The following is a 26,492-nucleotide window of genomic DNA, read 5'->3' as shown; positions in this document are numbered from 1 at the left end:
GGCGAGGTTGTTGCGGGCGGAGAGGGTGTCGGGGTGGTCGTCGCCCAGGATGCGCTCCCGGTCGGCCAGGACCCGTTCGCGCAGGTCGAGGGCGTCCTGGATGCGCCCGGCATCGCCGTAGGAGTTGGCGAGGTTGTTGCGGGCGGAGAGGGTGTCGGGGTGGTCGGGGCCGTGGATGTCGTAGCTGTGGCGAGCGGTTCTCTCGTCGTACTCGATGGCCTGCTGGTAGAGCCCCGCGTCCGTGAGGCTGCTGCTGACTCGGTAGATGCAGGGGTGGGCTTCGGGCTGCCACAGGGCCGGGCGGGTGAGTTCATCGAGATGGACTGCGTTGGCACGCAGTGCGGCGGCCAGTTCCCGTTCCTCGTGGTCGTGGCGGGGCCACAGGCTCAGGATCGCGTCGGCCGCGGTACGGGCCGTGGCTGGGACCATGCCGGTCGGGATGGTTTCCCGCACCGCGCGGGCGGTCAGGGCGTGCATACGGATGGGGGCGGTGGCGGTGTCCTGGGTGATCAGGGCATAGGTGCGCAGGCATTCCAGCGCGCTGCGCACCTCGCCTTCGGTGACGGCTGGGTGGTGGCGGCGCAGCCGGCGTCGTCGTGGTGGGCGTGCGGTGCGCAGGTGGCTGAGGGCTGCGGGAGTGGTCCATGCGGTGGCGGGGTGGCCGTGAGAGTCCATGAGGGAGGCGAGGTGTAGCAGGGGGCGGGCCAGATGGGTGGTGTCGGCCGCGTCGACCGCGTCGAGGGAGAGCAGGAGAGAGGCGGTGACGGGCCGTCCGTAGCCTTCGGTGTCGGCGCTGGGCGGGAGCAGATCACCCAGCCGACTGCTGGTGTCGCGCAGCAGGGTGAGGTAATCGGGCATCGTGCGCCTGGTGTTGATGAGGTAGGCGGCGGCGTGACCGAGGGCGAGGGGCAGATCGCCGAGTTCGTCTGCCAGTTCGTCCGCCCGGCCGGGGTCGTGGAGGTGGGCGTGTCCGGCATCGGTGAGCCGGCGGCGCAGATAGGCACCGGCCTCCTCCCGCGTGTAGAGGCCGAGCCGGATCAGGGTGCGGCCCTGGCCGCTGAGCTGGGCATCCTCGCGCCGGGTGGTGGCCAGGACCCAGCCGTTACCCGTACCGCTGTCCGGCCACCATTCCCCCAAGGGGGCGGGGTCGGTGACGTCGTCGAGCACCACCAGCCACCGTCGCCGCGTGGCCGCCAGCCATCGCACGAACAGCCGTGCCGCTCCGCCTTCGTCCTCCTGGTCGGCACCGGGCAGATGCAGTTGCCCGGCTGCTTCTGCGTACGCGGTGATGATCTGGTCGGGGCCGGTGGCTCTCGCCCACACCAGCACGTCGAGACCGGCACCCCTGGTGTGCTCCTGGTCCCGCAGCTGCCGTGCCAGGGACGCCGCCAGCTGGCTCTTGCCCACTCCTCCGGCCCCGGACAGCACCACGTCACGGCCCTCGCGCCGCGCCCCATCGGCGTGGTCCCGTATCGCCGTACGAGGCTGGAACGCCGCAGCGAGCCGCGGCACGTCCCCCACCCACACCGGCCACTGCACAGACGTGCTTGGCACCGGCATCCGATACACGTGCATGTCCCCCGCCACCTGGGTGACATCACGCTGCGCCCGTGCCCGCTGACCCGTACGGCGCTGCACCGAACGCTCCACCACCGCCGGCCCCTCAGGCCCGGTCTCCACCGACCTGGTCGACGTCACCGCCGCCGCGTCCCTTCTGGTGGATGTTCTCCCGCATCGGCCGACGCCCGGCCCTGCCAACCGCACCGGCGTTTCCCGCGGTCTGCCTGACGTTCCCTCCCGCGCGGGCCGACTGCCGTACCGTGCGCTCCGGGCCGCCGCCTGCGGGTGCGCCGGTCTGGGAGGCCCACCAGCCCAGCGCGGCCAGCACCCCGGCCGCAACCACACCACCGACCGGGCCAATCACCTCCCACGGGTCATGCCCACCCGAAGACAGCACCGCCCACGGCACAGCCACGGCAAAGAACGCCGCAACCGAGGCCACCACCGCCACCACCCACCGCACCGCCGCCATACCCCGCCCCCGTCCGAACCCGTCAACACGCCTGGAACATCACATGGTTGCACCTACCGCTCAACCAGAACCCACCCACGGGGAAATCGACGGCCGAGCCGTGCGCAGCCGCTGATCCGCCGTCCAGACACGCAAGCAGCGACCGTGCCGACCGACCGATCGGGCAGAGCTACACAGCAGCCCGCGGAAGGCATCGCCCCTAACCTGGAAGCTGCCGCAGCCCATGCTCGCCACCTCTGTGTCCGTCCCCGCCCTGCCCCCAGTGCCGACGACGGCATCTCATCGGGCGCGTCAGGGCCTGTCTCTTGCCCTGGGTCTTGTCGGGGATCTTGAGGGCCTGCGTTTTCGCTGCTCAGAGGCGGTGGGCACGTGCGCCTGGCGGTCGTCGTTGGTCGTCATCGGCCACTGTCGAGCGACGTCGGACGGCCCAGGGACGGCCCAGCTTCGCCCGCTGGGGCCCCGTTCGTCTGACAGCGGGGTCCTACGATGCGGCCCGTCTGAGCCTCAGCAGACGACAGCCAGCCACGACGGCGAACGCGCCGACCGACCAGGCGCGCGTATGTCTCGCCGCACCCCCACCGGCCTCAGCCACGGTGCAGTGCCGTCGACGGAAGCAGCCACGCCGGCCGGGCCGTGTGGACGGGACGGAGTCGATCGCACCAAGCCCTCAGCTTGGGAAGCTTGGGTTACTTGCGGACGGTTGCCGGGCTGACCTGCGGCGGACCGGCCACGGAGCCTGACTGGCTGCCGACCTGGCCCCCGTCATTCCCCGTGATTCCCCGCACGATCTGGCACGCGTCTGGCACGGGCGCTGCCGTTTGGCCTGTGCGCCCGCTGCGGCAGCGACCACCGATTTAGGAGTTCGATCCGAGCGCAGTCCAGCTGCTGCCGACGACTGATGCGACGCCCGGACGCAGCCGCTGGTGTACGCCCATGTCCGACGTCGTTGATGTCAGCAGTGGATGTCAGACACGTGGTTTTGCGGGGCGGGTGACAGCGCGGCGCGGGCGGCGGAGAGCACCTGCCCGGACAGCGGGGAGTTCTTGGTGGCGCGGGCCAGGAGAAGGGCGCCGAGCATGGTGCACAGCCGGGCGATGCCGTCCTCGTCGTCGGTGGCGAGCCACTGGGTGAAGTCCTGTACCGCTTCGGCGTAGGCGCGGTGCGCTTCGTGGTCGCCACTGTCCCGGGCCATGTCGGTGGCGAGCGCGGCGACGGGGCAGCCCGAGGCGGGGTTGTCCCGGTGCCGGACGGACAGGTACCCGTCGATCAGGGACTGCTGGGCCTCGACACGGTGACCCTCGTGCTCTTCGAGTGTGGTGGCGTGGAATTCGGCCAGTTCGCCGAACGCGTGGGTGACCGCCTCGTCGATCAGGGCCTCCTTGGAGGCGAAATGCTTGTAGAAGCCGCCGTGCGTCAGGCCGGCCGCCTTCATCAGGTCCGCGACGCTCACGCCCGTGCCCTGTTCGCGGAACAGCTGCGAGGCCCGTTCCACGACCCGCTGGCGGTTCGCCTGTGCCTGCGCCTGTGAGACGCGACCCATAGGGCACCTCCCTTTTGGATGCTGGACGACATCTATCGTACGGTGTTGTTTAGATTATTTGCATCATCTATTCAGGGCACCCCTCCCCCCGTCCCAGGGCGCGCCCCCTTTCCGGGAGACACTTCATGGCCACTCGCCTCGGCCCGGCCGCCGAAGCCGACCTGACCACCGCCACCGCCACCTCCGCGGCAACCGCGCCACCGGTCCGGCTCTGGCTCCAGCCCACCGTGATCGCCCTGGTCGTCGTGGCGGCCTTCATCGGCTGCTACGTCGGTCTGCAGCGCAACCCCCAGCCGCACCGGGTGCCGGTGGCTGTCGCCGGCCAGGAGCTTTCGGGCGAGGTGAGCCAGGCCCTTGGTGACAGCGTCGATGTCCATCCTGTCGCCGACGCCGCCACGGGGCGCGCTGAGGTTGAGCGCCGCGACGTCGTGGCCGCGATCAGTGGCCGCGCGGCCTCCGACCGGTTGCGCCTGGAGGTCGGCGGAGCCAACGGGCAGTCGACCACGACGGCCGTCAAAAGCCTGATCGGCGCCTATGCCCATGGCTCGGGCCAGCGCCTGACCACGGTGGATGTCGTCCCGTTCGCTCGTTTCGACTCGCGTGGACTGGCCGGGTTCTACCTGGCGTTCGGCGTCACACTGGCCGGGTTCGTCCTAGCCCAGAACGTTCTGGGTCTCGCGAACCGTCTGCACCTGCGCCACCGGTTCTGGCTGCTGTCCGACGCCTCTGTGGCCATCGGCATCGTCGCCACCGTCATCGCCGGCCCTATCCTCGGGGCGGTGCCTGCGCCGGTGATGCCGCTGGCCTTCGCCCTGACCCTGCTTGCCGCGGCAGCCGCGTTCACCACCAAGCTGCTGGGCACCTACCTCGGCCCGGTCGGCGTGCCCGTCGCCACCCTTTTGCTGCTCACGGTCGGCAACTCCACCAGCGGAGCGGCCATCGGCCCGGACCTCCTGCCCTCCGCCGCACACGCCGTCTCCGCCCTGCTGCCGCCGGGTGCGGCCGTGCGCGCCGTGACCGACCTGAGCTACTTCCACGGCGCGCAGGCGGCGCAGCCGTTGGCCACCCTCGCGCTGTGGGCGGTGATCGCCGCCATCCTGGTGAGCCTTCGTCCCCGCCTGAGGCGGCGGCGCACGCGGGTCACCGCCTGACCCCACGGTCGGGGTGAAGGTCGTGCCACAGGCGTGCCACAGGCGTGCCACAGGCGTGCCACTACGGGCCGCAGGGTCCTTCTCGAACACCAGAGGGCCGACCCGGGAGGAACCCCCTCCTGAGCCGGCCCTTCTCTCTGTGTCCCCGGCAGGATTCCTGTGTCCCCGGCAGGAGGCCAGCCCGCCGGGGTCAGGAACGGATGAACGCGAGGATGTCCGGGTTGAGGACCTCCGGGTGCGTCGACAGCATCCCGTGCGCATAGCCCTCGTAGGGCTTGAGGGTCCCGTTCTTCAGAAGCATGACCGTCAGGGGTGCCGAGTCGTCGTACGGGACGACCTGGTCGTCGGTTCCGTGCGCGACGAGGACGGGCACCTCGATCTGCTGCAAGTCCTCGGTGAAGTCGGTCTCGGAGAACGCCGCAACGCACTCATAGTGCGCGTTCGCCGCGCCCATCATGCCCTGGCGCCACCAGTTGTCGATCAAACCCTGCGACACCTGCGCTCCGGGACGGTTGAAGCCGTAGAACGGCCCCGAGGGAATATCAACGAACGACTGAGCCCGGTTGCCGGCGACGCCCTCACGGAAGCCGTCGAAGACCTCCATCGGCAAGCCGCCCGGGTTGGCCTCCGTCTTCAGCATCAGCGGTGGCACCGCGCCCACCAGGACCGCCTTTGAGACACGGCCGGGCTTAGCGCGGGCGACGTAGCGGGCGACCTCGCCACCGCCGGTGGAGTGGCCGATGTGCACGGCGCCCCGCAGGTCGAGTGCGTCGGTCAGGGCGGTCACGTCCGCGGCGTAGGTGTCCATGTCGTGGCCGGTCGCGGTCTGGGTCGAGCGTCGGTGGCCACGGCGGTCGTGGGCGATGACTCGGTAGCCTGCATCAACACGGTCGCTTCTGGTGGACGAGCCGTGGACGGCAAGAGGCGTGTGTGGGATCGGTCTCGAACTTGTTGATGGTCAGGCCACGAGCAGAAGCGCCGCTCCCGGCATCGGGGCCGGCCGTACCCTCGCCCAGCGCGGGCACCTCCCGTCCTCAGCGGGCCAGGTCCGCGCGTCCTGACCCAGATCGGTGCAACTCGGGGTTCGTGAAGCTTGCGGTCGTCAGGGGGTCGCGACGGCTTTCAGGATGGTTCGGCTCGTTCATCAGCGTGGCCGCTGGATTGGCGGAGCTCCCCGATCCATCTCAAGGCGGACAGGGAGGGCATGAAGAAGTATTCGCCGCCGCGCAGCACGTTGAATGTCTGGATGCCGTGGATGCGGCGCCGGACCGGATGTTGCGGGATGGTGAACGTCGCCCCGTCCTCCTGCAGCCCGACGTTCGGATCGCGTTCGTCGCCCAGGTCCATGAAGTTGCCGTTGTTGATCCACTCTTGCTGCAGGAACTCCATCGTGGCCATTGCCTTGGCGCTCAGGAAGATGAAGTAGGTGCCGCGTGCTACCTCGTCGTCCTGCTCCGAGGTCGCGTCAGGGTCGTAGGGTGCCCCGTAGGTCGTGCTGCGCCGGATGATCCGGTGAATGTTCACGTCGGCGAGTAGGGCCATCTTGGTGTCGCGCGGGTTCATGCGCCGCATGTGTGAGCCGAGCGGCACCTGCCGGCCGTGCGGATCCGCGGTGTAGGTGAAGTCGTTGTTCCGGCGCGCGTCCGCGCCGAGCGCTGGGTCGTCCTGCGTCGGGGCGAGCGTCAAGGGCGCGCCGCTGCGCCAGCGGCCCACCAGCTTCGCGGCGAGCAGTTCCCGCTCCTGCTCGGTCTGCGCGTGCTCGCGCAGGAACCGGTTGAACGTCCCGACGCGGGCCTGGTAGTTGCGCAGCCCGACGAAGGTGCCGTTGCGGCCCAGCACGTCCGGGCGGGGCATCGGCAGCGGCACGCCGGCCTCGCCGGGGTAGCCGAGGATGAATTCGCCGGCCTTGATCGGTGGTCCCTGGCCGGGCAACGAGTCGACGCCGCAGCCCTCGATGGCCGGCTGGCCGATCGAATCTTTGTAGCCCAGCGGATTGAGGGCGCCCGGCTGGGCGCCGAAGTCCTGCGTCAGCATTACGGTGACGCCGGAGAACCCCTGATACTGCTGGCCCGCGGTCTCCATCGCGCGGCGCCACTTGTCTTCCGTGTCGCTGAAGATGCTGACCGCGATGTGGATCTCCCCGGTGCCGAAGGGCCTTTCCCAGTTCACCGGATCGTTTGGTCCGTAGTCCCGGAGCTTGTCGGCGCGTGCGGCCATCCCCACGCGGAATGCTTCGGGGAAGGACCGGAGCGAATCCTCTGGCAGGCCTAGAGCCACCAGCCCGGTGGAGCTGATGGCGATTGAGGTCCAGGCGTCGCCGGCCTGCCACCAGTCGGCGGCAGAGTCGACATAGGGTGTCAGCCGCTGCACGAATTCGCGGCCGGCCTGGGCATCCTCCACATGGAGCATGACGTGCGTGCCGTAGTAGGGCTCGGGCCGGTAGCGCAGCACCGTCGCCTGGATGTCGTCGAGCTCCACGGTGACGGGGGCGCGCGGAAGGTCGCCTCCGAGGCGATCGACGAGCGGCATGGTGTTCTCCCACAAGAAACCGAGACGAGCCGGCTCACGGGGACAGTCTGCGGGGTGGCGCGGCCGCACCCCGCAGACTGTCCGGGTGGCTGGACTAGTCGCTGATCTTGTCCAGGAATTCTTCCAGCGCGTGGCCGACGCGGTTCAGCCGCTTGGTCTCCGCCACCGTCAGATCTGGATTCGCGACGTACCAGCCATCGGCCATGATCTGGTACTTCGCGATCCAGTCCTTCACCGACGGGCTGCGCGTTCCCGGCCATCCCACGCAATTGCACATAAACAGATCCAGTTCGTCCGGGATCTTCGTTGCGAAGTCATCGATGTAGGGGTCCCACTCATCGTCGTAGGCGGTGCAGAAGAGCAGCTTCGTGTCGTTGTCGAGGAATACGAAGCGCATATCGTGGACGGTGCCAACCCTGTCTGTGTCATCGAAGTTTCCGTCCCGCAGCTGCAGGAAGGCGCGCAGTCGCTCCGCTCCACCTTCCACGAACGGAGCGATCAGGGTGAGCTCCGAGACCCTGCCCTGACGGCTGCCGACCCGGCCAGCGGATTCCATCCGCGTTCGCGGCTTCCCCACAAACGACGTCGCGTCTTTTCGGAGTACGTTCTCCAACGCCTGCTTTCCCACCTCCGGCGCGTCGGCGTAGAGCTCTCGCAGCTTCTGGATCTTCTGCTCCACGGCCTGATCGGGTTCCGGTGCGGTCGCTGCCCCTTCTTGCATTGTCATAGCTGTCCTGTCCTTTCGATCCGGTTCGATTCCTGCGCCCGGATAATGGCCACACGACCCACGGATGCGCCGCGGACCGGGCGGTTACCGCCCGAGCCGGGCCCGTCTGATCACGGCAACACCGAATCGGCACTGGTCGGCTCGGTTTGCGGCTGGTGGTTGAGCGTCCGGCGGACCTTGGCCGACGCCGTGTAGATCCGTCGCACGTTCATGATTTCGCCCAGCGGGCGGTGAGCGGACGTGACACGCCACTGATTGAACGCGAGCGCGTCACCCTTCTCGAAGTTCTCGGGTCCCGAGATGTCCTGGCGCGGTAGATGCACGCGTCCCACGGTGACAAAGGGAGACAACTTTTCGGGCCATTCCACGGTCAGGACGTTCACTGGCATCGCCGTGAGGTCCGTGCACAGCTGGACCTGAAGATCGAAATTGAATGGTCTCGCCTGTAGCTCGTCCGCCAGCGTCGGATAAAACACGTCCGGGCCAATCGTGAGGTCGAGATCACGATGGATCACGTGCGTGGCGCTCTCCGCGGCCGGCGCGACACGTATCTTGGCGATGTAGTCCCCATGACGTACCGCGCCCATGCTCCAGAACGTGGTGAGCAGCGGATTGCGCACCTGCGTCTGCGTTGCCACTCTCACGATCGCGAATAGCTCGTCCCATGCCCACTCTTGTTGCTGCAGCTGGCCCTTGCCCGTGAGCACATCCGCCAGCAGCTCGTGGAGACCCGCCTTGCCGCGCGTCAGGTAGTCCTGCGCGTTGTTCGCGATGTCCTCGATGAACAGGTAGTGTTTCGCCGTATTGCTGATGAAGATGGGATTATTTTTGAGCACGAGGTCGAAGGTGGTCGAGTCCGGCTCGTCTTCGACGAGTTTTGGTCCGTCGATATCGAACATTTTGATCGCGAAGCCAAGGCCGGGTCCGAGTTGTGCGTCCGTGCCCAGGTGGTTGGACGTGCTGGAGAAGCGAATCAGTGCGCCGTGGCGGCCTGGCTTGGCATAGATGCCCTGCGCATACGCCGCCGGCACATCAGCCAAGATCTCGACTTCTGCCTTGACCAGGCCGAATGACTTCGCGTGCGCGCCGCGGACGGCCCGCCCGGTGCCCTCGGTACTCGGCGATTCACGGCCCTTTTTCTCCCAGAAATCGATGATCTGTGCCAGCAGCTCGTCGAGATGGGGATCGATGGTCTCGATCTCAGGGGTATAACGAACGAACTCGGATGACATCTGTCGCCCCTCCAAGTCGGTCTCGCTTGTCCCGTTCGTTCAATGCTTGTGGCTCTGCTGAACTCCACCCGAGTAATATTTGGCGGCCAAGTACAGCCTTTGAGTGTGCTGGGCTTGATGGTCTCGAGTGTGCCCGGCACTGTCGGTGACTGGCGGAGGTTGCCGCTGTTGATCCACTCTTGTCCGAGAACTATCCATCGCCTCGGCGCTAACTCTGATCATTCATGCGCCCAGCAGACGGGAGGTGATCTCGTGCAGGTGATCTTTCGTCGTAAGCCCGTCGTCGCTTGCCGGTGTGAGTCCGGTCCGGGTACCTGCCAGGAGGCCCAATGTCCGAGCACGCTGGGGCCCGGTCTTGAAACGGGTCAACTACAGACTGGGGCAGTCGCCGAAGGCGCATCACCCGACCTGAGTTGCATCATTAGGGTGTAATCATCGCATGCGTTGGGCAGGAGCGCGAGCCGTTCGAGGGCGGCGGTGATCTCGCCGGAACGGCCTGCATCTGCACAGACGGCCCCCGTAGAGCCCGGCGGACCGGGCCGTCTGTGGGCCGTCCGAGGGCGGCCAGCGACGACCGACAACGGCCAATGACGACCACAACCTTGGACTTTTCTGAAGGTCACCAAAATTTGCGCCCGCTAGAGCCCAATCACTCGTACGATCTAACTCAACCATGCGCGATGCACATCGGCCGATTGTCCAATTCTTTGGCCATCTCGGTAGATAAATCTAGCGGTGAGATATCGAGCGCGCTCCTACCTGACATGGTTGGGTGGATTGATTGACCATCCGTGGCTGGATAAGTCGCCCACTGAAGGCGAGTAGGTCGGTGGAGCGGCTTTGGGCTGGAGCTGATTTGGCGCGAGTGGTGGAGCCGACCGCCCCAGCCGCAGAGGGTTTCTCCCCACGACGTCCCCGCAGCCGCCGAGCGCGCCGCCGGGCGCGGCCAGCCGGGGCGAAGACAGGAGGCAGGCCGCGCCGCAGAGGCGGCGCGCGCCCGCGCCGTGCGCGGGCCTTGATGAAGTAGGGAAAGCCTTGTCCCTCGGCTGGCTGGGCCTGCCGTCGGTACTCGTCGAACAGGCTGAAGAACAGCTCAACCGCAGGTACGCCGGCCTCCTGTGCCTCGCGTTCGATCTCGACCGCCCAGCCAAGGGAACTGTGACGGCCGAGCCGCTGCCACAGCCACTCGGCGAAGGGGCCCTGAGTGCCTGGACTCCAGAAGGCGAAGTCTTCCTCGGCGGCTGCACGGCCATCACCGCTCGGTAGCCGATGAGCATGGAGTCCAAGTGCTGAAGTGAGTCGCCGCGTAGCCACATACCGGGCCGGTGGCGTATCTCATCAAGGAACTCATGGACGCTGGACAGCTCCCTGAGGTGCCTTGGCTGCCGACGTACACTGTCTGCCTCTGTCATCGGGTGAGCAGTTGCCTGCCGTCGTGGCTACGTACATGGGGGCCGTTGCTGTCCAAGGCGTCCATGAGCCATCCGGGCGACGGGCAAGGGCGAGGCGTTCGTCATCGCCACCGGTCTGCCGGTGTCTCACCGCTCCAAGTCGGCTGCCATGAGCTGGTACAGGTTCGCCGTCGAGTACGTGGACGCCCGTTGGCCCCAACTCGGCGGCAACAGCCGCAAGAACATGGCCAAGACGCTGACCGCGACCACCATCGCGTTGCTGCGGGCCAAGCCAACCCAGTTCGCACCAGCGGCCGTACGCACCGCTCTGCGGGAATGGGCGTTCAACACCAACCGACGCCCGGACTCGCCCCGGGACGTGCTGGCCATCCTCCGTTGGGTTGAGCGGAACTCTCTGCCCGTCTCCGCCTGGGAGGACCCCGAGAAGGTCGACCAGGTCCTGCTTGTCATCGACACGCGCCTCGACGGCAAGCAGGCGGCGGCCTGGTCCAGGAAGCGCAACCGCCGCATCCTCAACGTCGCCGTGAAGTACGCGATCCGCCGGCGCATCCTGAGGGTCAACCCCCTGCCCAAGGGCAAGGAGTCCACGGCCGTCACGAAGACCACGAATGCCGTCGACAAGCGGTCCCTGCTGAATCCCGAACAGGCCGCGGCGATCCTCGACTGGATACGGCGCCGGCCGCGCGGTGGCAAGCGGCTCCACGCCTTCTTCGCCACCTTGTACTACTGCGGGCCCCGGCCTGAGGTAGCCGTGGCCATGCGCGTGGAGGACGTGACGCTGCCCGTGCCCGGCGCCGACGACCAGTGGTGCGAGCTGCTGATCCACACGGCGACCCCGGAGGTCGGGAAGCAGTGGACCGACACGGGGGAGATCCACGAGCGACGCGATCTGAAAGGACGTGCGGAGGGTGAGACACGCACCGTTCCCGGGCATCCGGCCCTCACGCGCATCCTGCGCCGGCACATCGAGGAGGAGCAGCTCCAACCGGGTGATCTGCTCTTCCAAGGGGAGTTCGGCGGCATCCTCGCCGGCTCCGTCATCCGCCGGGCGTGGCGCAGTGCGCGTAAGGCCGTGCTGCCCCCGCACGTCTTCGAGTCACCCACCCACCGGACGGCGCGTCTATGACAACCGGAACACGCGTCTGACGAAGTGGCTCAACGACGGCATCCCGCCCGCCCAGGTGGCCGAGTGGGCCGGAAACAGCGTCGCGGTGCTCCTGGCGACCTACGCCCGCTGCGTCGACGGGCAGCTGCCTGACCTGAAGCGGCGGCTGGAAGTTGCGGGTGACCTCCGGGAGGAGGAGCCGGGCGCTGGCTGATCTCCCCCCGGTGGAGAACTTCGACACGTATTCGACACGGCCACCCGCGAAAACCCGGTGACAGCCGGACAGCCCCGGAGTCCGCCCTTGATCGTCGAGAGGGCGTCCGGGCCTTCGTCGCGACCGCTGGCACCCGCCCTGACCAGCAAAAAGCCCTCCCGTATGGGAGGGCGAGGGGTGGCGCCCCCGGCAGGACTCGAACCTGCGGCCAAGCGCTTAGAAGGCGCCTGCTCTATCCACTGAGCTACGGGGGCCTGGTGCGGGACAAGGATAAAGCTCCCCGTTCCTTGACCCGGTTGCTTCGCCTCCGTGGCTCGATGTGGAGGTTCGGTGAAGCGGTCCTGATAATCGCAGGCAGGTGCGAATCGTGCACCGCTTTTGGCCTTCGACGCACCGGGTGTTGTGCACTCGTTATGCCTGGACTGTGCCTCCGTCCCAGTCATCCCTTACATCCGATGTGTTCCATCGGCACGCTGAGATGTCCATATGCTTCAGAATTCCCCTAAACTTGGGCATTCTTCGCATGTGGTGACCTTGGACGTACGGCCTCAGCTGCTCGACACACTCTCCGCGCTGCGCGACCGTGTCGCGGCCGCACGCTTTCCGCTGCCCCTGGCCGGAGCCCCGCGCGCGCGTGCGAACCGCGACGAACTCCTGGCGCAGCTGGACGACTATCTGCTGCCCCGGCTACGGGAGCCCGAGGCGCCCCTGCTGGCGGTCGTCGGCGGGTCCACCGGGGCGGGCAAGTCCACCCTGGTGAACTCGCTGGTGGGCCGGCGGGTGAGCGAGGCGGGGGTGTTGCGGCCGACGACCCGCACACCGGTTCTCGTGTGCCATCCGGAGGACCATCACTGGTTCAGCGGCACACGCGTGCTCCCCGCCCTCACCCGGGTGTGGGTGCCCGACAAGGAAGCGGGCGACGATCTGCTGTCCTCCGGCGACGGCCCGCCGCGCGTGCTGCGCATCGAGACCGCCGAGACCCTCCCGCGCGGCCTCGCCCTGCTCGACGCCCCCGACATCGACTCCCTGCTCGCCGACAACCGTGTCCTGGCCGCCCAGCTGATCTGCGCCGCCGACATCTGGGTCATGGTCACCACCGCCGCCCGCTACGCGGACGCCGTCCCCTGGCACCTGCTACGCACCGCCAAGGAGTACGACGCCACCCTGGTGAGCGTCCTGGACCGCGTGCCGCACCAGGTCCTCTCGGAGGTCTCCCGGCAGTACGGCGCCCTGCTCAGCAAGGCCGGACTCGGCGAAGTACCCCGCTTCACGGTGCCCGAGCTGCCCGAGTCGGCCTGGGGCGCGGGGCTGCTGCCGGCCAGCGCCGTGGCCGCCCTGCGGACCTGGCTCGTGCACCACGCCCAGGACGCCGCGGCCCACCGCACCGTCATGGCCCGCACCGCCTACGGCCTGCTCGACTCGCTGAAGGCGCGCATCCCCGAACTGGCCAGCGCGGCCGCCGCCCAGTACGCGGCCGCCCTCCGGCTCACCGCCGCCGTCGACGGCGCCTACGACACCGAGCACGCGCGCGTGCGCGGCCGGCTGCAGTCCGGGGCCGTGCTCGCCGGGGACGCGCTCAAACGCTGGCGCGCCTTCCCCCTCGACTGCACGGCGGGCGAACTGCTCGACGCCCTCGTGGAGAGCCTCGCCGCCCTGCTGCTGTGCGCCGTCACCGCCGCCGACGAGCGTGTCGACGACACCTGGCGGCGCGACCCCGCGGGCGAGGCCCCCGGACTCGCCGGCCGCGACCCGTCCCTGGAGAGTGCCGAACACCGCATCGGGCTCGCCGTACGGCGCTGGCGGCGCGAGCTCGAGGAGTACGCCGAGGAGGAGGTGCGACACCTCGATCGCAGCACCGCGCCCGACTCCGAGGCCATCGCCGCCCTCGTCGCCACCGCTCTGCTGGGCGGCCGCCGGGCGCGCAACTCCGGCGAGGGCCTCGCCGAGCGGCTCGGCGCGCACGGCGCACTCCGGCTGCGTGACCGTTCCGGACGCCTGCTGACCGATTACGTCGACCGCGTGATGCACACCGAACGCGAGCGGCGCCTCGCCCCCCTGGACGCCCTGGGCGTCGACGCCGGGCCCCAAGTCGACCTCATCGCCGCGCTGTCCGTACTGCAGAAGGAGAGGTGACCGGTGACCGCCGTCACTGACCACGACCACACGGACCACATGGATCAGCTCGATCGCTCCGATCACCTGGATCACTTGAAGCGCATGGACCACATGGAGCAGGCAGACGGACACGGGGGAGTGGATTCCGGCGCCCGCGGCACCAGGGATGTGCCCGCGGTGCGGGGACCGTCGCCGGACCAGGTCCCCCCGACCGGTCCTGACCCGTCGGCCGTCCCGGGTACCTCGGCCGTCCCGGGTACCTCGGCCGTCCCGGGTACCTCGGCGGCCCCGGGTTCCTCGGACACCTCCGCCCGGGCCGAGGCCGGGGAAGGGGCTCCGCAGCCGGCCGAGGGCGGGCACGCGCGCGTACCGGCTGAGCGCCGGGAGAACGACCGGCAGGCCCGGGTCCCTGAGGCGAACCACGGCGACCAGGCACGGCACGCGCGCGAGAGGCCTTCGGGCGCGGAGACCGGCGGCGGTACCGGTGGCAGCGACACCGGTGACGACAGGGACGGTGCCGCGCACCGCTCCGCGCACGGTCCCGCGTACGGCGCCACGAACAGCCCCACAGCCGGCGCCGCGGACGGCGAAAGGTCCGGGTCCGGTTCCCGGAGCGGCTCCGGTTCTGGATCAGGTTCCGGTACGGCAGCGGGTCCCGCGTCCGGTACGGCCACGAGCGTTGCGTCCGGTGCGGCCACGGGCGTTGTGTCCGGTGCGGCCACGAGCTCCGCGTCCGCTGCGGCCTCCGGCTCCGATCCCGGCTGCGACCCCGACGGGGACCCCGACTCCGAAGCCTGGGACGACGGCCTCATCGCGCGGCGCGTGACGGAGACCAACGCCGCCGCCCTCGCGGCCGAGCGCGCCGCCCTGCTGGACGCGCCCGCCCGCGGTCCGGCGAGCCACACTTCCGTACCACTGGCCTACGACGGGCCCCTGCGCTCGCGCCTCGACGCCCTGCGGGAACTCGTCGGTCTCTCCCGGGCCCGGCTGGACAGCCGGACGCTCGCCGAGGCGGGCCGGGTGCTGGACGAGGCGGCCGCCCGCCGCAAGCTGTCCGGTCGGCACACCGTCGTCGCCATCGCGGGTGCCACCGGCAGCGGGAAGTCGCAGCTGTTCAACGCCCTCGCCGGGGTGGCCATCTCCGAGACCGGCGTACGGCGCCCGACCACCGCGGCTCCCATCGCGTGCAGTTGGAGCGACGGCGCGGCGGGGCTCATCGACCGGCTCGGCATCCCGGGCCGGTTGCGTCGGCGCCCACTGCACAGCGCCGAGGGCGAGGGCCAGTTGAAGGGGCTGGTCCTGGTCGACCTGCCCGACCACGACTCCGCGGCCGTGGAGCACCGGGCGCAGGTCGACCGGATCCTGCGGCTGGTCGACGCGGTCATCTGGGTGGTGGACCCCGAGAAGTACGCCGACGCCATGCTCCACGAGCGCTACCTGCGGCCCATGGCCGGGCACGCCGAGATCATGTTCGTCGTCCTCAACCAGATCGACCGGCTGCCCGGGGACGCCGCCGACCAGGTCCTAGACGACCTGCGCCGGCTGCTCGACGAGGACGGCGTGGCGCTCGGCGAGTTCGGCGAACCGGGCGCGACGGTCCTCGCGCTGTCCGCCCTCACCGGCGACGGGGTCGACGATCTGCGTGACGCCCTCGGCGAGTTCGTGACGGAACGCGGCGCGGCGGCCCGCCGGGTGGCGGCCGACGTGGACTGCGCCGCGGACCAGTTGCGGCCCGTCTACGCCACCGGCCGGCGTGTCGGCCTCAGCGAGGAGGCGCGCGAGGAGTTCGCCGCCCGGCTCGCGGACGCCGTCGGCGCCACCGCGGCCGGCGAGGCCGCCGAACGCGCCTGGCTGCGCAACGCGAACCGGGCCTGCGGAACCCCGTGGCTGCGGCTGTGGCGCTGGTACCAGGGCCGTGGTGACTCCACCACGGGCCGGCTCCCGGTGCGCACCCAGGCCGACGAGGAGGCCACGGCGCGCCAGCGCGTCGAGCAGGCCGTCCGCACGGTCTCCGAGCGGGCCTCGGCGGGCCTGCCGGCTCCGTGGGCGCAGGCGGTGCGGGAGGCGGCCGTGCGCGGCTCCCAGGGGCTGTCCGAGGCGCTGGACGAGCTGGCGGCGCGGGCCGGACTGCCACCGGGGCGGCCGCCGCGCCCGGGGTGGTGGCCGGTGGCCGTACTGGTCCAGGCGGCCATGACCCTGCTCCAGGTCGTGGGCGGCGCGTGGCTGGCGGGTCAGATCGCCGGTGTCATGGCGCCCAACCTGGGCGTGCCGGTGCTGCTTATGGTGTGCGGCATCATCGGCGGGCCGCTCGTGGAATGGGGTTGCCGGATGGCGGCCAGAGGACCGGCGCGCCGGTACGGCCAGGACGCGGAACGGCGGCTGCGGGAGGCGGCCGGGAGCTGCGGCCGGGCCCGGGTGCTCGATCCGCTGGCGGCCGAGCTGCTGCGGTACCGGGAGGTGCGCGAACAGTACGGGCGGGTGGTGCGGACCGGGGCCGGGGTGGGCTGAGGAAGCCCTTCGGCCGTGACGGGGGCCGGTCTGGGCGAGCGGATACGGCCCTCCGGCCGAGACCGGGGCGCCGGGATGCGCTGAGACGGCCCGCCGGCCGGCATGGAGAGGCAAGGGGAGCCAGACGGCCCTCCGGCCGGGACCGGGGCGCCGGGATGCGCTGAGACGGCGCGCCGGCCGGCACGGAGAGGCAAGGGGAGCCAGACGGCCCTCCGACCGGGACGCGGCGAGCGGGGTTGGCTGAGACGCCCTTCCGCCAGGGGCAGGGAGGCCGGGGTGAGCGGAGACGGTCCTCCGGCCGGGGCAGGAAGCCGGGTCGGGCTGGGGCGGCCTTCCAGCCGGGATGGCGGAACGGGTGGGTGAGGCGCTTCTGGGATGCGGCTCACTCGCCCGGGTGACGGAGTTATCCACAGGTGGGGACCGGTCCACAGCGCTCAGCGGGCCCGGCCCGACGGAGGCAGTCTGATGCCACGGCGATCGCGCCGCAGGGCGGACGCCGCCGTACGGGACGGGCCCGTACGCGTGTCCACCGGCCGAAGAGGCCGGACGAGGGAGGGGTTCGCGATGAACGAGACCATGGTGTGCGTGGTGGGCAACGTGGCGACAGCGCCGGTGTACCGGGAGCTGGCGGCGGGACCGTCGACGAGGTTCCGGATGGCGGTGACCTCGCGCTACTGGGACCGGGAGAAGAGCGCCTGGACGGACGGGCACACCAACTTCTTCACGGTGTGGGCCAACCGTCAGCTCGCCTCCAACGTGATGGGGTCGGTGGAGGTCGGGCAGCCGGTCATGGTCCAGGGCCGGCTGAAGGTGCGCTCGGAGCAACGCGATGGCCAGCAGAACCGGGTGTCGGCCGACATCGACGCGGTGGCCATCGGGCACGACCTGGCGCGGGGCACCACGGTGTTCCGGCGCGTCGCGAGGCCGGAGACGGCCTCGACGACGGCGCCCTCGATGCCCCGTCCGGAGCCCGACTGGGAGACACCGGTCGCCGACGCTCCGGACGGCCGGGCGTCCCAACACAGCACCGAAGCACTGGCGGTGACGTGACGTGAGCGCGACCGGGAACCGGCCCGTCACGGACCGGTGGCATCACCGAGACGCGTTCTTCCGGGACTTGATCGGTCGGGCGCCTCCCGCGAACGTCCTGACGTATTCGGTGGATTTGTCGATAAGCCCAGCTCACATCCCGTACCGGCGATAACGATTGCGGATCGGAACGGCCATCGGACGATCCGACCGGCCGACTGGGCCCGGTGTGATTCATAGGATGCCGGGCGTGCCCCTTGGGGCTGCCGATTCTGCTGGTGGGACCTTCCCCCACGTCCAACGGGTCCTGCTCGAAGGGGAATTCTGTGCTTGCTGCGTTCTCTGGGTTTCCTCGGTCCGCCCGGGCGGCGGCCCGCCTCGGCGCCGTGACGCTCGTGTCCGGCCTGGTGGCCGCCGGGGTGCTGTCCGGCGCCGGTACGGCCGCGGCCGACGGGACGCCACAGCCGGAGGGCGGCGCGACGGCCACGATCGACGGTCTGAAGACCTACGGCGAGGCCGTGATCCACGCCGACGGCGGTGACCAGCGGGTGGCCGCCGGGCTGTTCCAGATGTCGGTGGACGGCGGCGGCATGCTGCAGACGTACTGCGTCGACATCCACAACCCGACCCAGCGCGACGCCCGCTACGAGGAGACGCCCTGGAGCGGCACCTCACTGGGCACCAACAAGGACGCCGGCAAGATCCGCTGGATCCTGCAGAACTCCTACCCCCAGGTCAACGACCTTGCCGCGCTTGCCCGGCAGGCGGGCGCCGGCACACTGACCGAGCAGGACGCGGCGGCCGGCACCCAGGTGGCCATCTGGCGCTACTCGGACGGCGCGAGGGTCGACGCGGTGGACCCGCAGGCCGAGAAGCTCGCCGACTACCTGGAGAAGAACGCGCGCGGCACCGGCGAGCCGCAGGCCTCGCTGACCCTGGACCCGCCCGCGGTCTCCGGCCGCCCCGGAGATCTCCTCGGCCCGGTGACCGTGCACACCAACGCGGGCGGCGTGACGGTGAGCCCGCCGGTCGACGTGGCCGCCGGTGGAGTCCGGATCATCGACAGGACGGGCAAGGTGATCACGTCGGCGAAGGACGGCAGCCGGCTGTTCTTCGACATCCCCGAGGATGCGGCGGACGGCTCGGTGGAGCTGACGGTGCAGGGCTCCACCACCGTGCCGGTGGGCCGTGCCTTCGCCTCCGAGAGCCGCAGCCAGACCCAGATACTGGCCGGCTCCAGCGAGTCCACGGTCTCCGCGACCGCGACCGCGACCTGGGCGGCCAAGGGTGCCGTACCTGCGGTGTCGGCCCGGAAGAACTGCGCCAAGGGCGGCGTGGACGTCACCGCGGCCAACAAGGGCGACCAGCCCTTCACCTTCCAGCTCATGGGCGCGGAGCACACGATCCCCGCCGGCGCGTCCCGTACGGTGACGGTCCCGCTCCAGGAGGACCAGCCGTACGACTTCACGGTCACCGGCCCGAACGGCTTCAGCCGGCGCTTCACCGGAGTCCTCGACTGCAAGACCCAGGGCACTGTCACCACCGAGAGCACTCAGACCCTCAGCGAGCCGTCCCCCGCCACGGTCGGCGGGGGCAGCACCCCGCCGGGCACCGACCTCGCCGCGACGGGCGGCTCCGCGGTCACCCCGATGATCGCCGGCGTGGCCATCGGCCTGGTGGTCATCGGTGGAGCGGTCCTGGTGATCCTCCGCCGCAGGGAGATGGAGCAGGGCGACTGACCGCACCGCACGACGGCGACGCGGCCCACACGACCGCCGGTGCCGGGGCCCCGGGGATCAGTTGTCCTCCACCCGGTACCACTCGGTGCCGCCGAGCGGGTACTCGTAGACCGGACGGCCCGGACTGCCGCTGGTGCGGAACGGTCGTCCGTGGTCGTCGATCCGGACGGTTCCCTGACGACCGCCGCTGGACCACTGCAGCTCCACGTACCAGTGCACGTCGTGGGCCCGGGCGTTGGCGGTGATGTACAGCACCTCGGGGTCGGACTGGCTGACCTTGTAGGGGACACCCCGCTGGCCGGCCTTGGGCACGATGACGGGATGGCCGGCGTCGAGGTCGGTGTCGAACGACCTCGTCTCGACGCCGCCGCCACAGCCCGACGAGCCCAGGTAGGCGTTCCAGGCCGGGGGCGGGCTCGAGTCGACCACACGGACGTGCAGTGACTCGATGACGACGGTGTCGTCCCCTGTGCCCTGGACGGTCAGCGCCACCCGCTGCGCGTCGGCGGCGACGGCACCGTGCGCCTTCACCCAGCCCGGCACGTCCTGCCCCATCACCGGTGGGGAGACCTGGGCGGGAGGCCGGTCGATCAGGTACTTCCCCTCGCACTGCGGATCGTCCCAGGCGTAGGTGCGGGTGCTCACCGTGAGCGGGACGGCGGCATCGTCCTGGACGCGACCCGTGTCGGTCCGGTGCGCCGACGGTTCGGCGTCGGGAGTGGGTGAGGCCGGTACCGGGGAGTGGCTCGGACGCGCGGAGGGGGACGGGGACGCCGAGGGGCGCGGCGTGGAGGCGGTGGGTTCCGGCCGCTCGGAGGAGGTCACGGTGCCGGCCGGCCGGTCGTTCTCCGCCAGGTCCGTTCCCCCGCCCTTCAGGTCGAGCGTGAGTGCGGTGCAGACGGCGACGACGACGGCGGTGCCCGCCGCGATCAGGGCCCACCGTCTGCGGGCGGTCCGGACGAGCGCAGGCCTGCGGCGGGCGAGGACGACCGTGTCCGGCGCCGGTTCGGCCGGGTCGCTCTCGGGGCCGGGGGAATCGGTGGGGCCGCTCCTGGAGCCAGGGGCTTCGGTGGGACCACTCGGGGCGGCGGCTGTGGCTGGGGACGCGGTGGCGGGCTCGGCCGGTGGCGCGAGCACAGGCTCCGGCACGGCTTCCCGCCGGGGCCGGTCCGTGTCCGCGTGCGCCTGCGCGGGGCCCGGCTCGGGGCCGGAGCCGGGCGGGGGCGCCACGGCGCGGTCGGCGGAGTCCTGTTTCGCGTCCGCCGCGGCCCGCCGGGCGCGTTCCCGTGCCGCGTCCGCCAGGACCCAGCGCCGGTGCAACTCGACCATTTCCTCGGGGGTCGCCCTGCACACCCGGCCGAAACGGGAGACGGCCGCGAGATCGGCCGGTACTCCCTCCCCGTTGCAGTACCGGTGCAGCGTCGAGGTGCTCATGTGCGACCGCTTCGCCAACGCCCCGTAACTCAGCCCGGATCGCTGCTTCAGCGCGCGCAGCAGCGCCGCGAACTCAGCGATCTCCTCAGCCGCCCCCACCAGTTCTCCATTCCGTTCGACATCCCAGGAAGGTCACGTTCACCCAGGTCAGAGCCGGTTCGCGCATCCCGGCGTCCCAAACTCCCCGAGGGAACGGCCGATGGGACACCGCATGGCACAGGCTCTGGTCATCCAAGCACGGTGTTACGCCGGGCCCGGTGATCGGCCCTGCTCAACTCCCGTCTCCCTTCCAGTGTTTCGGGCGCGTCCAGCGCGCGCCACGCGGCACGACCGGGACAGGACCGGCCGATCGGCACGACTGACCACCGGAAGGTCATCTTCCGGACATACAGAGAAAGCAGTTCTTCATGCGCATCACCACTCGTTCCTTCTCCCGTGCGGCCGCCTCCTCCGTGGTCGCCGCCCTCGCGCTCGTCGGTGTCCAGGCCGCCGGGCAGACGGCCTCCGCCGCCACGAAGGCGGCCTCGGTCGTCACCTGCACTGCGGCGAACACGAAGGTGACCGTCACCGAGGTGTCCCGCCCGATCAACCACCTGCTGCTCAAGGCCACCAACACCGGTACCGAGCCCTGCTACGCCTACAGCGCCCCCTTCCTCAGGGCCGGCGCCGACGCCCAGGCCCCGCTGGCGTGGGCCGATGAGACCACCCCGCAGGCCGTGGTGACGCTGAAGCCCGGGCAGTCCGCCTACGCGGGGATCCTGACCTCGTCCCCCGAGGGTGAGGGGGGTGCCAAGGAGAAGACCCTGGGCGTGATCTTCGCCGACCGGAACGGCGACGCGACCGCCAAGGAGAAGACCCTGAACCTGCCCCACCGCGGTGTCTTCTTCAACAGCGCCGCCACCGTCACCTACTGGCAGGACAACGCGCAGGACGCCCTGGCCTGGTAACCCCCCACGCCCCAGCCGCCGCCCGGCCCCGGCGCCCGGCGTCCGGGGGCGGCGGACGAAGTAGGGCGCCCCCGGGTTCGCAGGCCGCCCGCGCCGGCACGCGTGCCGTACGGTCCGGGGCAGCAGCGCCGGAGGCGGCGCAGAAGTTGGTTGTGGAGACTACTTCCGAGACGATCACTGAACTTGCACCTCAGAGGCCCTGCAGCTTTCGAAGCTCCACAGAAACTCCAGCTCAGAGCCACCTCACGCCACAAGGATCCTGAAACGATCACTAGATCCGCAAGTCGGCCCGTCACCCATCTAGTGATCACCAACGGGTTTGTCATACGAGGTGCCGTGACGGCTGCCGGCGGGCGCGCCTCAGGGGTCAGGACTCCGTACCGGCCTCCTGGGGGAAGAAGGTGATCAGCGTGGCGGTGCCGTCCTTGTCGACTGTCCGGACCGCCGGCTCGGGAATGTCCTGCGTGGCGACGTCGATCTCCCTGGGGTGCCACACGAGGTGCCGCATGACGACGGGGTAGCGCGGCGATCGTCCGCCGACGGAGACGGCCACTACGTCGTCCTTCGGGTCGTACACGATGGTGGCGAAGGGCAGCCGGTTGGCTTCGTACTGGTGCCCGACCTCGGGGTCCAGTACCTCGATGGTGACGAACTCCCCCTGGTGTTCCTCGGTCATCTGGTTGAGGGCGGTCTCCCAGGTGCTGCGGTCGAGCGTTTCGGTGCCGGCCATCGTCGTTCCTCCTCCGGTGGCAATCTGCTCTCCCCACGACGCTAGCCGCAGCCCTGGGCGACTGCCTCGGCCTGACAGGTCGAGCCGTGCGGCCCTGGTGGACCTGCCTGAACGAGTCCGGGCCGGAGCCCCACGGGGCGGCTCCGGTACGGGCGGAGCGGGGGCGGGCACGGCCTGCCGGACCCACGTGAGTCGCCAGGCGCCCCACCGTGACCAGCAGGAACAGCACGGTGAACCACCGGAACCACCAGGGCCCACCCGTCTCCGTCCTCGCAGCGCAGGCGTGCCAGGGGCACAGTCCGAGTCCCTTACTGGGGCCGCTGGGAGAACCTGTCCATGGGCCAGCAGGCGGTCAACCGTTCCCACGCGAAGATCCGGGCCCTCGTCGAGCAGGCCGTCGCCACCCTCAAGTCCTGGCGGCTCCTCCGTAAGCTCCGCTGCTCGACCACTCGCATCACGAGCCTCGTTCAGGCTGTCCTCACCCTGCATCTGACCAGTTCAGAGTGAGGATGGAAACGGCTCCGTATCTGCTCTGCCCGTGGGGGCCCGGATTACCGGAGAAGTCGTGGGTCATCAGCCGTCACGGCATCTTCATGCGTATAAAGGGTGTGCCCGATGCCGTGGGGCTGGCTGAGAGCACGGCCATGCCACTCGGGATGGAGCTGCCTGCGCCCGGGGCCTCCGTCGAGGGCGTCGTCTACTGGCACGACGCACATAACCACCAGGTGAGGGTCCGGCTCGATGAATGGCAGACGGAGGACGAGTGATCGTCCCTGGGCCGTCTCTGGGCCGTGCGAGGGTGGCCGAGGCCGACCGACGCGACCGGCAGTGACAGGCGAGCCACCGCTGCCGTTAGTGAAACCCCAGGTCAGAGGCGCCCGGCCAGACGCGTTTCCGCACAGGGGTGGCGGTACGGCAAGATGGGGTGTATCTGCCCACTGCCAGATTTCAAGCTGCCGGACGGTTTCTCTTGGCTGAGTTCATTTACACCATGCGCAAGGCGCGCAAAGCGCACGGCGACAAGGTGATCCTCGACGACGTCACCCTGAGCTTCCTGCCGGGAGCGAAGATCGGTGTCGTCGGCCCGAACGGTGCCGGTAAGTCGACCGTGCTGAAGATCATGGCGGGGCTGGAGCAGCCCTCCAACGGTGACGCCTTCCTGTCGCCGGGCTACAGCGTCGGCATCCTGCTGCAGGAGCCGCCGCTGAACGAGGCGAAGACCGTCCTGGAGAACGTCCAGGAGGGTGTCGCCGAGATCAAGGGCAAGCTCGACCGGTTCAACGAGATCGCCGAGCTGATGGCGACCGACTACTCCGACGCGCTGCTCGACGAGATGGGCAAGCTCCAGGAGGAGCTGGACCACGCCAACGCCTGGGACCTCGACGCCCAGCTGGAGCAGGCCATGGACGCCCTGGGCTGCCCGCCCGGCGACTGGCCGGTCACCAACCTCTCCGGTGGTGAGAAGCGCCGCGTCGCGCTCTGCAAGCTGCTGCTCGAGCAGCCCGACCTGCTGCTCCTCGACGAGCCCACCAACCACCTCGACGCCGAGTCCGTGAACTGGCTGGAGCAGCACCTGGCCAAGTACCCGGGCACCGTCGTGGCGATCACCCACGACCGGTACTTCCTGGACAACGTCGCCGAGTGGATCCTCGAGCTGGACCGCGGCCGCGCCTACCCGTACGAGGGCAACTACTCCACTTACCTGGAGACCAAGGCCACCCGTCTCAAGGTCGAGGGCCAGAAGGACGCCAAGCGGCAGAAGCGGCTCAAGGAAGAGCTGGAGTGGGTCCGCTCCAACGCGAAGGGGCGGCAGGCCAAGTCCAAGGCCCGCCTCGCGCGCTACGAGGAGATGGCCGCCGAGGCCGACAAGATGCGGAAGCTGGACTTCGAGGAGATCCAGATCCCGCCGGGCCCGCGCCTGGGCAGCATCGTCGTCGAGGTCGACAAGCTCAACAAGGCCTTCGGCGAGAAGGTCCTCGTGGACGGCCTCAGCTTCACGCTGCCGCGCAACGGCATCGTGGGCGTCATCGGCCCGAACGGCGCCGGCAAGACCACGCTGTTCAAGATGATCCAGGGTCTGGAGACTCCGGACTCCGGTGACATCAAGGTCGGCGAGACCGTCAAGATCTCCTACGTCGACCAGAGCCGCGAGAACCTCGACCCGAAGAAGACGCTGTGGGAGGTCGTGTCCGACGGGCTCGACTACATCAACGTCGGCCAGGTCGAGATGCCGAGCCGGGCGTACGTGTCCGCGTTCGGCTTCAAGGGCCCGGACCAGCAGAAGCCGACCGGCGTCCTGTCCGGCGGTGAGCGCAACCGCCTGAACCTGGCGCTGACCCTCAAGCAGGGCGGCAACCTGCTGCTCCTCGACGAGCCCACCAACGACCTCGACGTGGAGACGCTCTCCAGCCTGGAGAACGCGCTGCTGGACTTCCCCGGCTGCGCCGTGGTCGTCTCCCACGACCGCTGGTTCCTGGACCGGGTCGCGACGCACATCCTCGCCTACGAGGGTGAGTCGCGCTGGTTCTGGTTCGAGGGCAACTTCGAGTCGTACGAGAAGAACAAGGTCGAGCGCCTCGGTGCGGACGCCGCGCGCCCGCACCGTGCCACCTACAAGAAGCTGACCCGGGGCTGATCGATCTTGCGGCACCTCTACCGCTGCCCGCTGCGCTGGGCGGACATGGACGCGTACGGCCACGTCAACAACGTGGTGTTCCTCCGCTATCTGGAGGAGGCCCGTATCGACTTCCTGTTCCGCCCGGACAAGGATTTCCAGCAGGGGTCCGTGGTGGCGCGCCATGAGATCGACTACAAGCGGCAGCTCGTCCACCGGCACCGCCCGGTGGACATCGAGCTGTGGATCACCCAGATCCGGGCCGCGTCCTTCACCATCACCTACGAGGTGAAGGACGACGACCTCGTGTACGTGCGGGCGTCCACCGTGGTCGTGCCGTTCGACTTCGAGGCCCAGCGGCCGCGCCGGATCACCGAGGAGGAGCGCGAGTTCCTCCTCGGGTACACCGACGACGACGCCGAGGAGGCCGTCGCCGCATGACGGTGCTCCACCTCGCCGACGAGACGGAGGCGGCGGATCTGGCCGCCTTCCTCTCCCGGCTGCTCCACTACGACCGTGGGGCTGCGGTGCGCCTGCAGGCGGCGGGCACCGCGCTCGCCGTGTTCGGGCGGCCGCCGTCCTTCGAGGTGCTGGCGGTGCGCGCGGTACGGCTCGCGAAGCCGTACGAGAACGGGCTCGACGTCACCCTCGACGTGACGGTCTCCGCCGGTGAGTTCCTTGAGTCCCTGGACGAGCGGGCGGCCACGGCCGCCGTGCCGGGGGCGGTCACCGGACCGCCGTGGGCCGGTGTCCTGCCGCCCCGCGGCGGCTGGCGGCCCGAGCCGGGACTGCCGGCGCCGGAGGCGCTGCGGGCGACGGTCGCCGAGGCCGTCGCCGAGTTCCGCTCCCGTACCGAGGAACTGGCACCGGAGGCACGCACACGTGCGGAGCTGGACCGGATCGGGCGGGACATCTGGTCCCGGGAGATAGGGCGCACCCCGCTTCCGGTGCGGGCCGTGCACGCGGCCCAGTCCCTCGGCTTCCTGCGGCCCGGGGCCGGGGCGGCCGACACCTCGCTGTTCTCCTCCGGGGCGTGGCTCAGGCTGCGGACACCGTACGGCTCCGTCGCCGTGCGACGGGCCGGCCTCACCCCCCTCGGCGTCAGCGTCCGCTAGCCGCGCCGCCAGCGGACAGCGCAGATCGGTCCCGTCTCCGACGCGCCTATCGGCCTGCCGCTTTCGGCACTCGCTGATCCTGCTGCGACGGTGCCTGCCGGTACGGCTGCTCGCGGCGCTCGCTGCTCCTGTCTGCGCCGGTGCCTGCCGGCCACGCTGCTTTCGGCGCCCACTGCTCCTGTCTCCGAGGGCGCCTATCGGTCCGGCTGCTTCCCGCGCCCACGGGTTTGGCCCGCCGACCGAACCCGACTCACCGGTTCGGGCGCCGACCGCGCCCACCGCCCCGGCCGCCGACGACGCCCACCGCCCCGGCCCGCGC

General features: G+C 70.1%; 20 protein-coding genes, 1 tRNA gene and 2 pseudogenes. 13 read left to right on the top strand and 10 right to left on the bottom strand.

Annotation, left to right across the window (positions count from 1 at the left end; translation table 11 throughout):
• The 3 genes from V7E45_RS21725 to V7E45_RS21715 all read right to left on the bottom strand — a co-directional run.
• The coding region (locus V7E45_RS21725) for a tetratricopeptide repeat protein (protein ID WP_333775871.1) at window positions 1-1,554 on the bottom strand (1,554 nt) is incomplete at its 3' end.
• A gap of 109 nt (window positions 1,555-1,663) precedes the next feature.
• Entirely contained in the window at window positions 1,664-2,032 is a 369-nt protein-coding gene (locus tag V7E45_RS21720; protein WP_333775870.1) for a hypothetical protein, read from the bottom strand.
• 952 nt (window positions 2,033-2,984) lie between these two features.
• The gene (locus V7E45_RS21715) at window positions 2,985-3,572 is read right to left on the bottom strand and encodes a TetR/AcrR family transcriptional regulator (RefSeq protein ID WP_333775869.1); all 588 of its coding nucleotides are present in this window, start codon (window positions 3,570-3,572) and stop codon (window positions 2,985-2,987) included.
• Window positions 3,573-3,697: 125 nt separating this feature from the next.
• Here V7E45_RS21715 and V7E45_RS21710 point away from each other — a divergent pair, with 125 nt between their 5' ends.
• Entirely contained in the window at window positions 3,698-4,723 is a 1,026-nt protein-coding gene (locus V7E45_RS21710) for a hypothetical protein (RefSeq protein WP_333775868.1), read from the top strand.
• A 190-nt stretch (window positions 4,724-4,913) separates the two neighbouring features.
• Here the strand turns inward: V7E45_RS21710 and V7E45_RS21705 are convergent.
• From V7E45_RS21705 to V7E45_RS21690, 4 genes and pseudogenes are all read right to left on the bottom strand, one after another.
• Window positions 4,914-5,636: pseudogene (locus tag V7E45_RS21705) on the bottom strand (alpha/beta fold hydrolase); the annotation flags it as partial.
• A 209-nt stretch (window positions 5,637-5,845) separates the two neighbouring features.
• Window positions 5,846-7,252, bottom strand: coding sequence for a Dyp-type peroxidase (locus V7E45_RS21700; RefSeq protein WP_333775867.1), 1,407 nt, complete (start codon window positions 7,250-7,252; stop codon window positions 5,846-5,848).
• A gap of 94 nt (window positions 7,253-7,346) precedes the next feature.
• Complete coding sequence (locus V7E45_RS21695; RefSeq protein ID WP_333775866.1) at window positions 7,347-7,931, bottom strand: hypothetical protein; 585 nt, start codon at window positions 7,929-7,931, stop codon at window positions 7,347-7,349.
• A gap of 158 nt (window positions 7,932-8,089) precedes the next feature.
• A complete protein-coding gene (locus tag V7E45_RS21690; RefSeq protein WP_333775865.1) occupies window positions 8,090-9,211 on the bottom strand; it encodes a catalase family protein in 1,122 nt (373 codons plus the stop codon).
• A 1,035-nt stretch (window positions 9,212-10,246) separates the two neighbouring features.
• On the opposite strand from V7E45_RS21690, the gene V7E45_RS21685 reads away from it, so the two are divergent.
• Together V7E45_RS21685 and V7E45_RS21680 are read left to right on the top strand one after the other, a co-directional pair.
• Window positions 10,247-10,477, top strand: a complete 231-nt coding sequence (locus V7E45_RS21685) for a hypothetical protein (protein WP_333775864.1) — start codon at window positions 10,247-10,249, stop codon at window positions 10,475-10,477.
• Window positions 10,478-10,771: 294 nt separating this feature from the next.
• Entirely contained in the window at window positions 10,772-11,749 is a 978-nt protein-coding gene (locus V7E45_RS21680) for a tyrosine-type recombinase/integrase (protein WP_333775863.1), read from the top strand.
• 371 nt (window positions 11,750-12,120) lie between these two features.
• On the opposite strand, the gene V7E45_RS21675 is transcribed toward V7E45_RS21680, so the two are convergent.
• Window positions 12,121-12,196, bottom strand: a tRNA-Arg gene (locus V7E45_RS21675).
• Window positions 12,197-12,467: 271 nt separating this feature from the next.
• On the opposite strand from V7E45_RS21675, the gene V7E45_RS21670 reads away from it, so the two are divergent.
• The 4 genes from V7E45_RS21670 to V7E45_RS21655 all read left to right on the top strand — a co-directional run bounded on the left by V7E45_RS21670 (window position 12,468) and on the right by V7E45_RS21655 (window position 19,333).
• Window positions 12,468-14,075, top strand: a complete 1,608-nt coding sequence (locus V7E45_RS21670) for a dynamin family protein (protein WP_333775862.1) — start codon at window positions 12,468-12,470, stop codon at window positions 14,073-14,075.
• A gap of 687 nt (window positions 14,076-14,762) precedes the next feature.
• A complete protein-coding gene (locus tag V7E45_RS21665; RefSeq protein WP_443056127.1) occupies window positions 14,763-16,565 on the top strand; it encodes a GTPase in 1,803 nt (600 codons plus the stop codon).
• Between the two features lie 564 nt (window positions 16,566-17,129).
• Window positions 17,130-17,615, top strand: a complete 486-nt coding sequence (locus V7E45_RS21660) for a single-stranded DNA-binding protein (protein ID WP_333775861.1) — start codon at window positions 17,130-17,132, stop codon at window positions 17,613-17,615.
• Between the two features lie 305 nt (window positions 17,616-17,920).
• Complete coding sequence (locus tag V7E45_RS21655) at window positions 17,921-19,333, top strand: Cys-Gln thioester bond-forming surface protein (protein WP_443056126.1); 1,413 nt, start codon at window positions 17,921-17,923, stop codon at window positions 19,331-19,333.
• Window positions 19,334-19,390: 57 nt separating this feature from the next.
• Here the strand turns inward: V7E45_RS21655 and V7E45_RS21650 are convergent, their stop codons facing one another.
• Window positions 19,391-20,866: a helix-turn-helix domain-containing protein gene (locus V7E45_RS21650; protein WP_333775859.1), complete on the bottom strand. Its 1,476-nt coding sequence runs from the start codon at window positions 20,864-20,866 to the stop codon at window positions 19,391-19,393.
• A 308-nt stretch (window positions 20,867-21,174) separates the two neighbouring features.
• Here V7E45_RS21650 and V7E45_RS21645 point away from each other — a divergent pair, with 308 nt between their 5' ends.
• Window positions 21,175-21,714: a DUF4232 domain-containing protein gene (locus V7E45_RS21645; RefSeq protein ID WP_333775858.1), complete on the top strand. Its 540-nt coding sequence runs from the start codon at window positions 21,175-21,177 to the stop codon at window positions 21,712-21,714.
• A gap of 367 nt (window positions 21,715-22,081) precedes the next feature.
• Here the strand turns inward: V7E45_RS21645 and V7E45_RS21640 are convergent, their stop codons facing one another.
• Entirely contained in the window at window positions 22,082-22,444 is a 363-nt protein-coding gene (locus V7E45_RS21640; RefSeq protein WP_333775857.1) for a DUF5335 family protein, read from the bottom strand.
• A gap of 285 nt (window positions 22,445-22,729) precedes the next feature.
• Between V7E45_RS21640 and V7E45_RS21635 the strand changes: the two are divergent.
• The 5 genes and pseudogenes from V7E45_RS21635 to V7E45_RS21615 all read left to right on the top strand — a co-directional run.
• Window positions 22,730-22,951 (top strand): annotated as a pseudogene (locus V7E45_RS21635) (transposase family protein); the annotation flags it as partial.
• A 137-nt stretch (window positions 22,952-23,088) separates the two neighbouring features.
• A complete protein-coding gene (locus V7E45_RS21630) occupies window positions 23,089-23,211 on the top strand; it encodes a hypothetical protein (RefSeq protein WP_333775856.1) in 123 nt (40 codons plus the stop codon).
• Between the two features lie 203 nt (window positions 23,212-23,414).
• The gene (gene ettA, locus V7E45_RS21625) at window positions 23,415-25,079 is read left to right on the top strand and encodes an energy-dependent translational throttle protein EttA (RefSeq protein WP_020940133.1); all 1,665 of its coding nucleotides are present in this window, start codon (window positions 23,415-23,417) and stop codon (window positions 25,077-25,079) included.
• 6 nt (window positions 25,080-25,085) lie between these two features.
• Window positions 25,086-25,499 (top strand): acyl-CoA thioesterase, encoded by a 414-nt coding sequence (locus V7E45_RS21620; protein WP_333775855.1) that lies wholly within the window; start codon window positions 25,086-25,088, stop codon window positions 25,497-25,499.
• Window positions 25,496-26,173 carry a hypothetical protein gene (locus V7E45_RS21615; RefSeq protein WP_333775854.1) on the top strand — a complete coding sequence of 226 codons (678 nt, stop codon included), beginning with the start codon at window positions 25,496-25,498 and terminating at the stop codon, window positions 26,171-26,173. Before V7E45_RS21620 ends, V7E45_RS21615 begins: the two co-directional genes overlap by 4 nt.
• The last annotated feature ends 319 nt before the right edge of the window (window positions 26,174-26,492 follow it).

This window comes from Streptomyces sp. IBSBF 3136 (assembly GCF_036815105.1).
GTDB lineage: Bacteria > Actinomycetota > Actinomycetes > Streptomycetales > Streptomycetaceae > Streptomyces.
Note: the sequence above shows the minus strand (reverse complement) of the source record. Positions and strands in the feature narration are given on the sequence as shown.

Excerpts from the sequence above, each read along its gene's own strand:
- V7E45_RS21680 (WP_333775863.1), top strand. The coding sequence starts at position 10,772 with ATGAGCTGGTACAGGTTCGCCGTCGAGTACGTGGACGCCCGTTGGCCC.
- V7E45_RS21645 (WP_333775858.1), top strand. The coding sequence starts at position 21,175 with ATGCGCATCACCACTCGTTCCTTCTCCCGTGCGGCCGCCTCCTCCGTG.
- V7E45_RS21690 (WP_333775865.1), bottom strand. The coding sequence starts at position 9,211 with ATGTCATCCGAGTTCGTTCGTTATACCCCTGAGATCGAGACCATCGAT.
- V7E45_RS21660 (WP_333775861.1), top strand. The coding sequence starts at position 17,130 with ATGAACGAGACCATGGTGTGCGTGGTGGGCAACGTGGCGACAGCGCCG.
- V7E45_RS21700 (WP_333775867.1), bottom strand. The coding sequence starts at position 7,252 with ATGCCGCTCGTCGATCGCCTCGGAGGCGACCTTCCGCGCGCCCCCGTC.
- V7E45_RS21710 (WP_333775868.1), top strand. The coding sequence starts at position 3,698 with ATGGCCACTCGCCTCGGCCCGGCCGCCGAAGCCGACCTGACCACCGCC.
- V7E45_RS21640 (WP_333775857.1), bottom strand. The coding sequence starts at position 22,444 with ATGGCCGGCACCGAAACGCTCGACCGCAGCACCTGGGAGACCGCCCTC.
- V7E45_RS21630 (WP_333775856.1), top strand. The coding sequence starts at position 23,089 with ATGCCACTCGGGATGGAGCTGCCTGCGCCCGGGGCCTCCGTCGAGGGC.
- V7E45_RS21715 (WP_333775869.1), bottom strand. The coding sequence starts at position 3,572 with ATGGGTCGCGTCTCACAGGCGCAGGCACAGGCGAACCGCCAGCGGGTC.
- V7E45_RS21615 (WP_333775854.1), top strand. The coding sequence starts at position 25,496 with ATGACGGTGCTCCACCTCGCCGACGAGACGGAGGCGGCGGATCTGGCC.
- V7E45_RS21720 (WP_333775870.1), bottom strand. The coding sequence starts at position 2,032 with ATGGCGGCGGTGCGGTGGGTGGTGGCGGTGGTGGCCTCGGTTGCGGCG.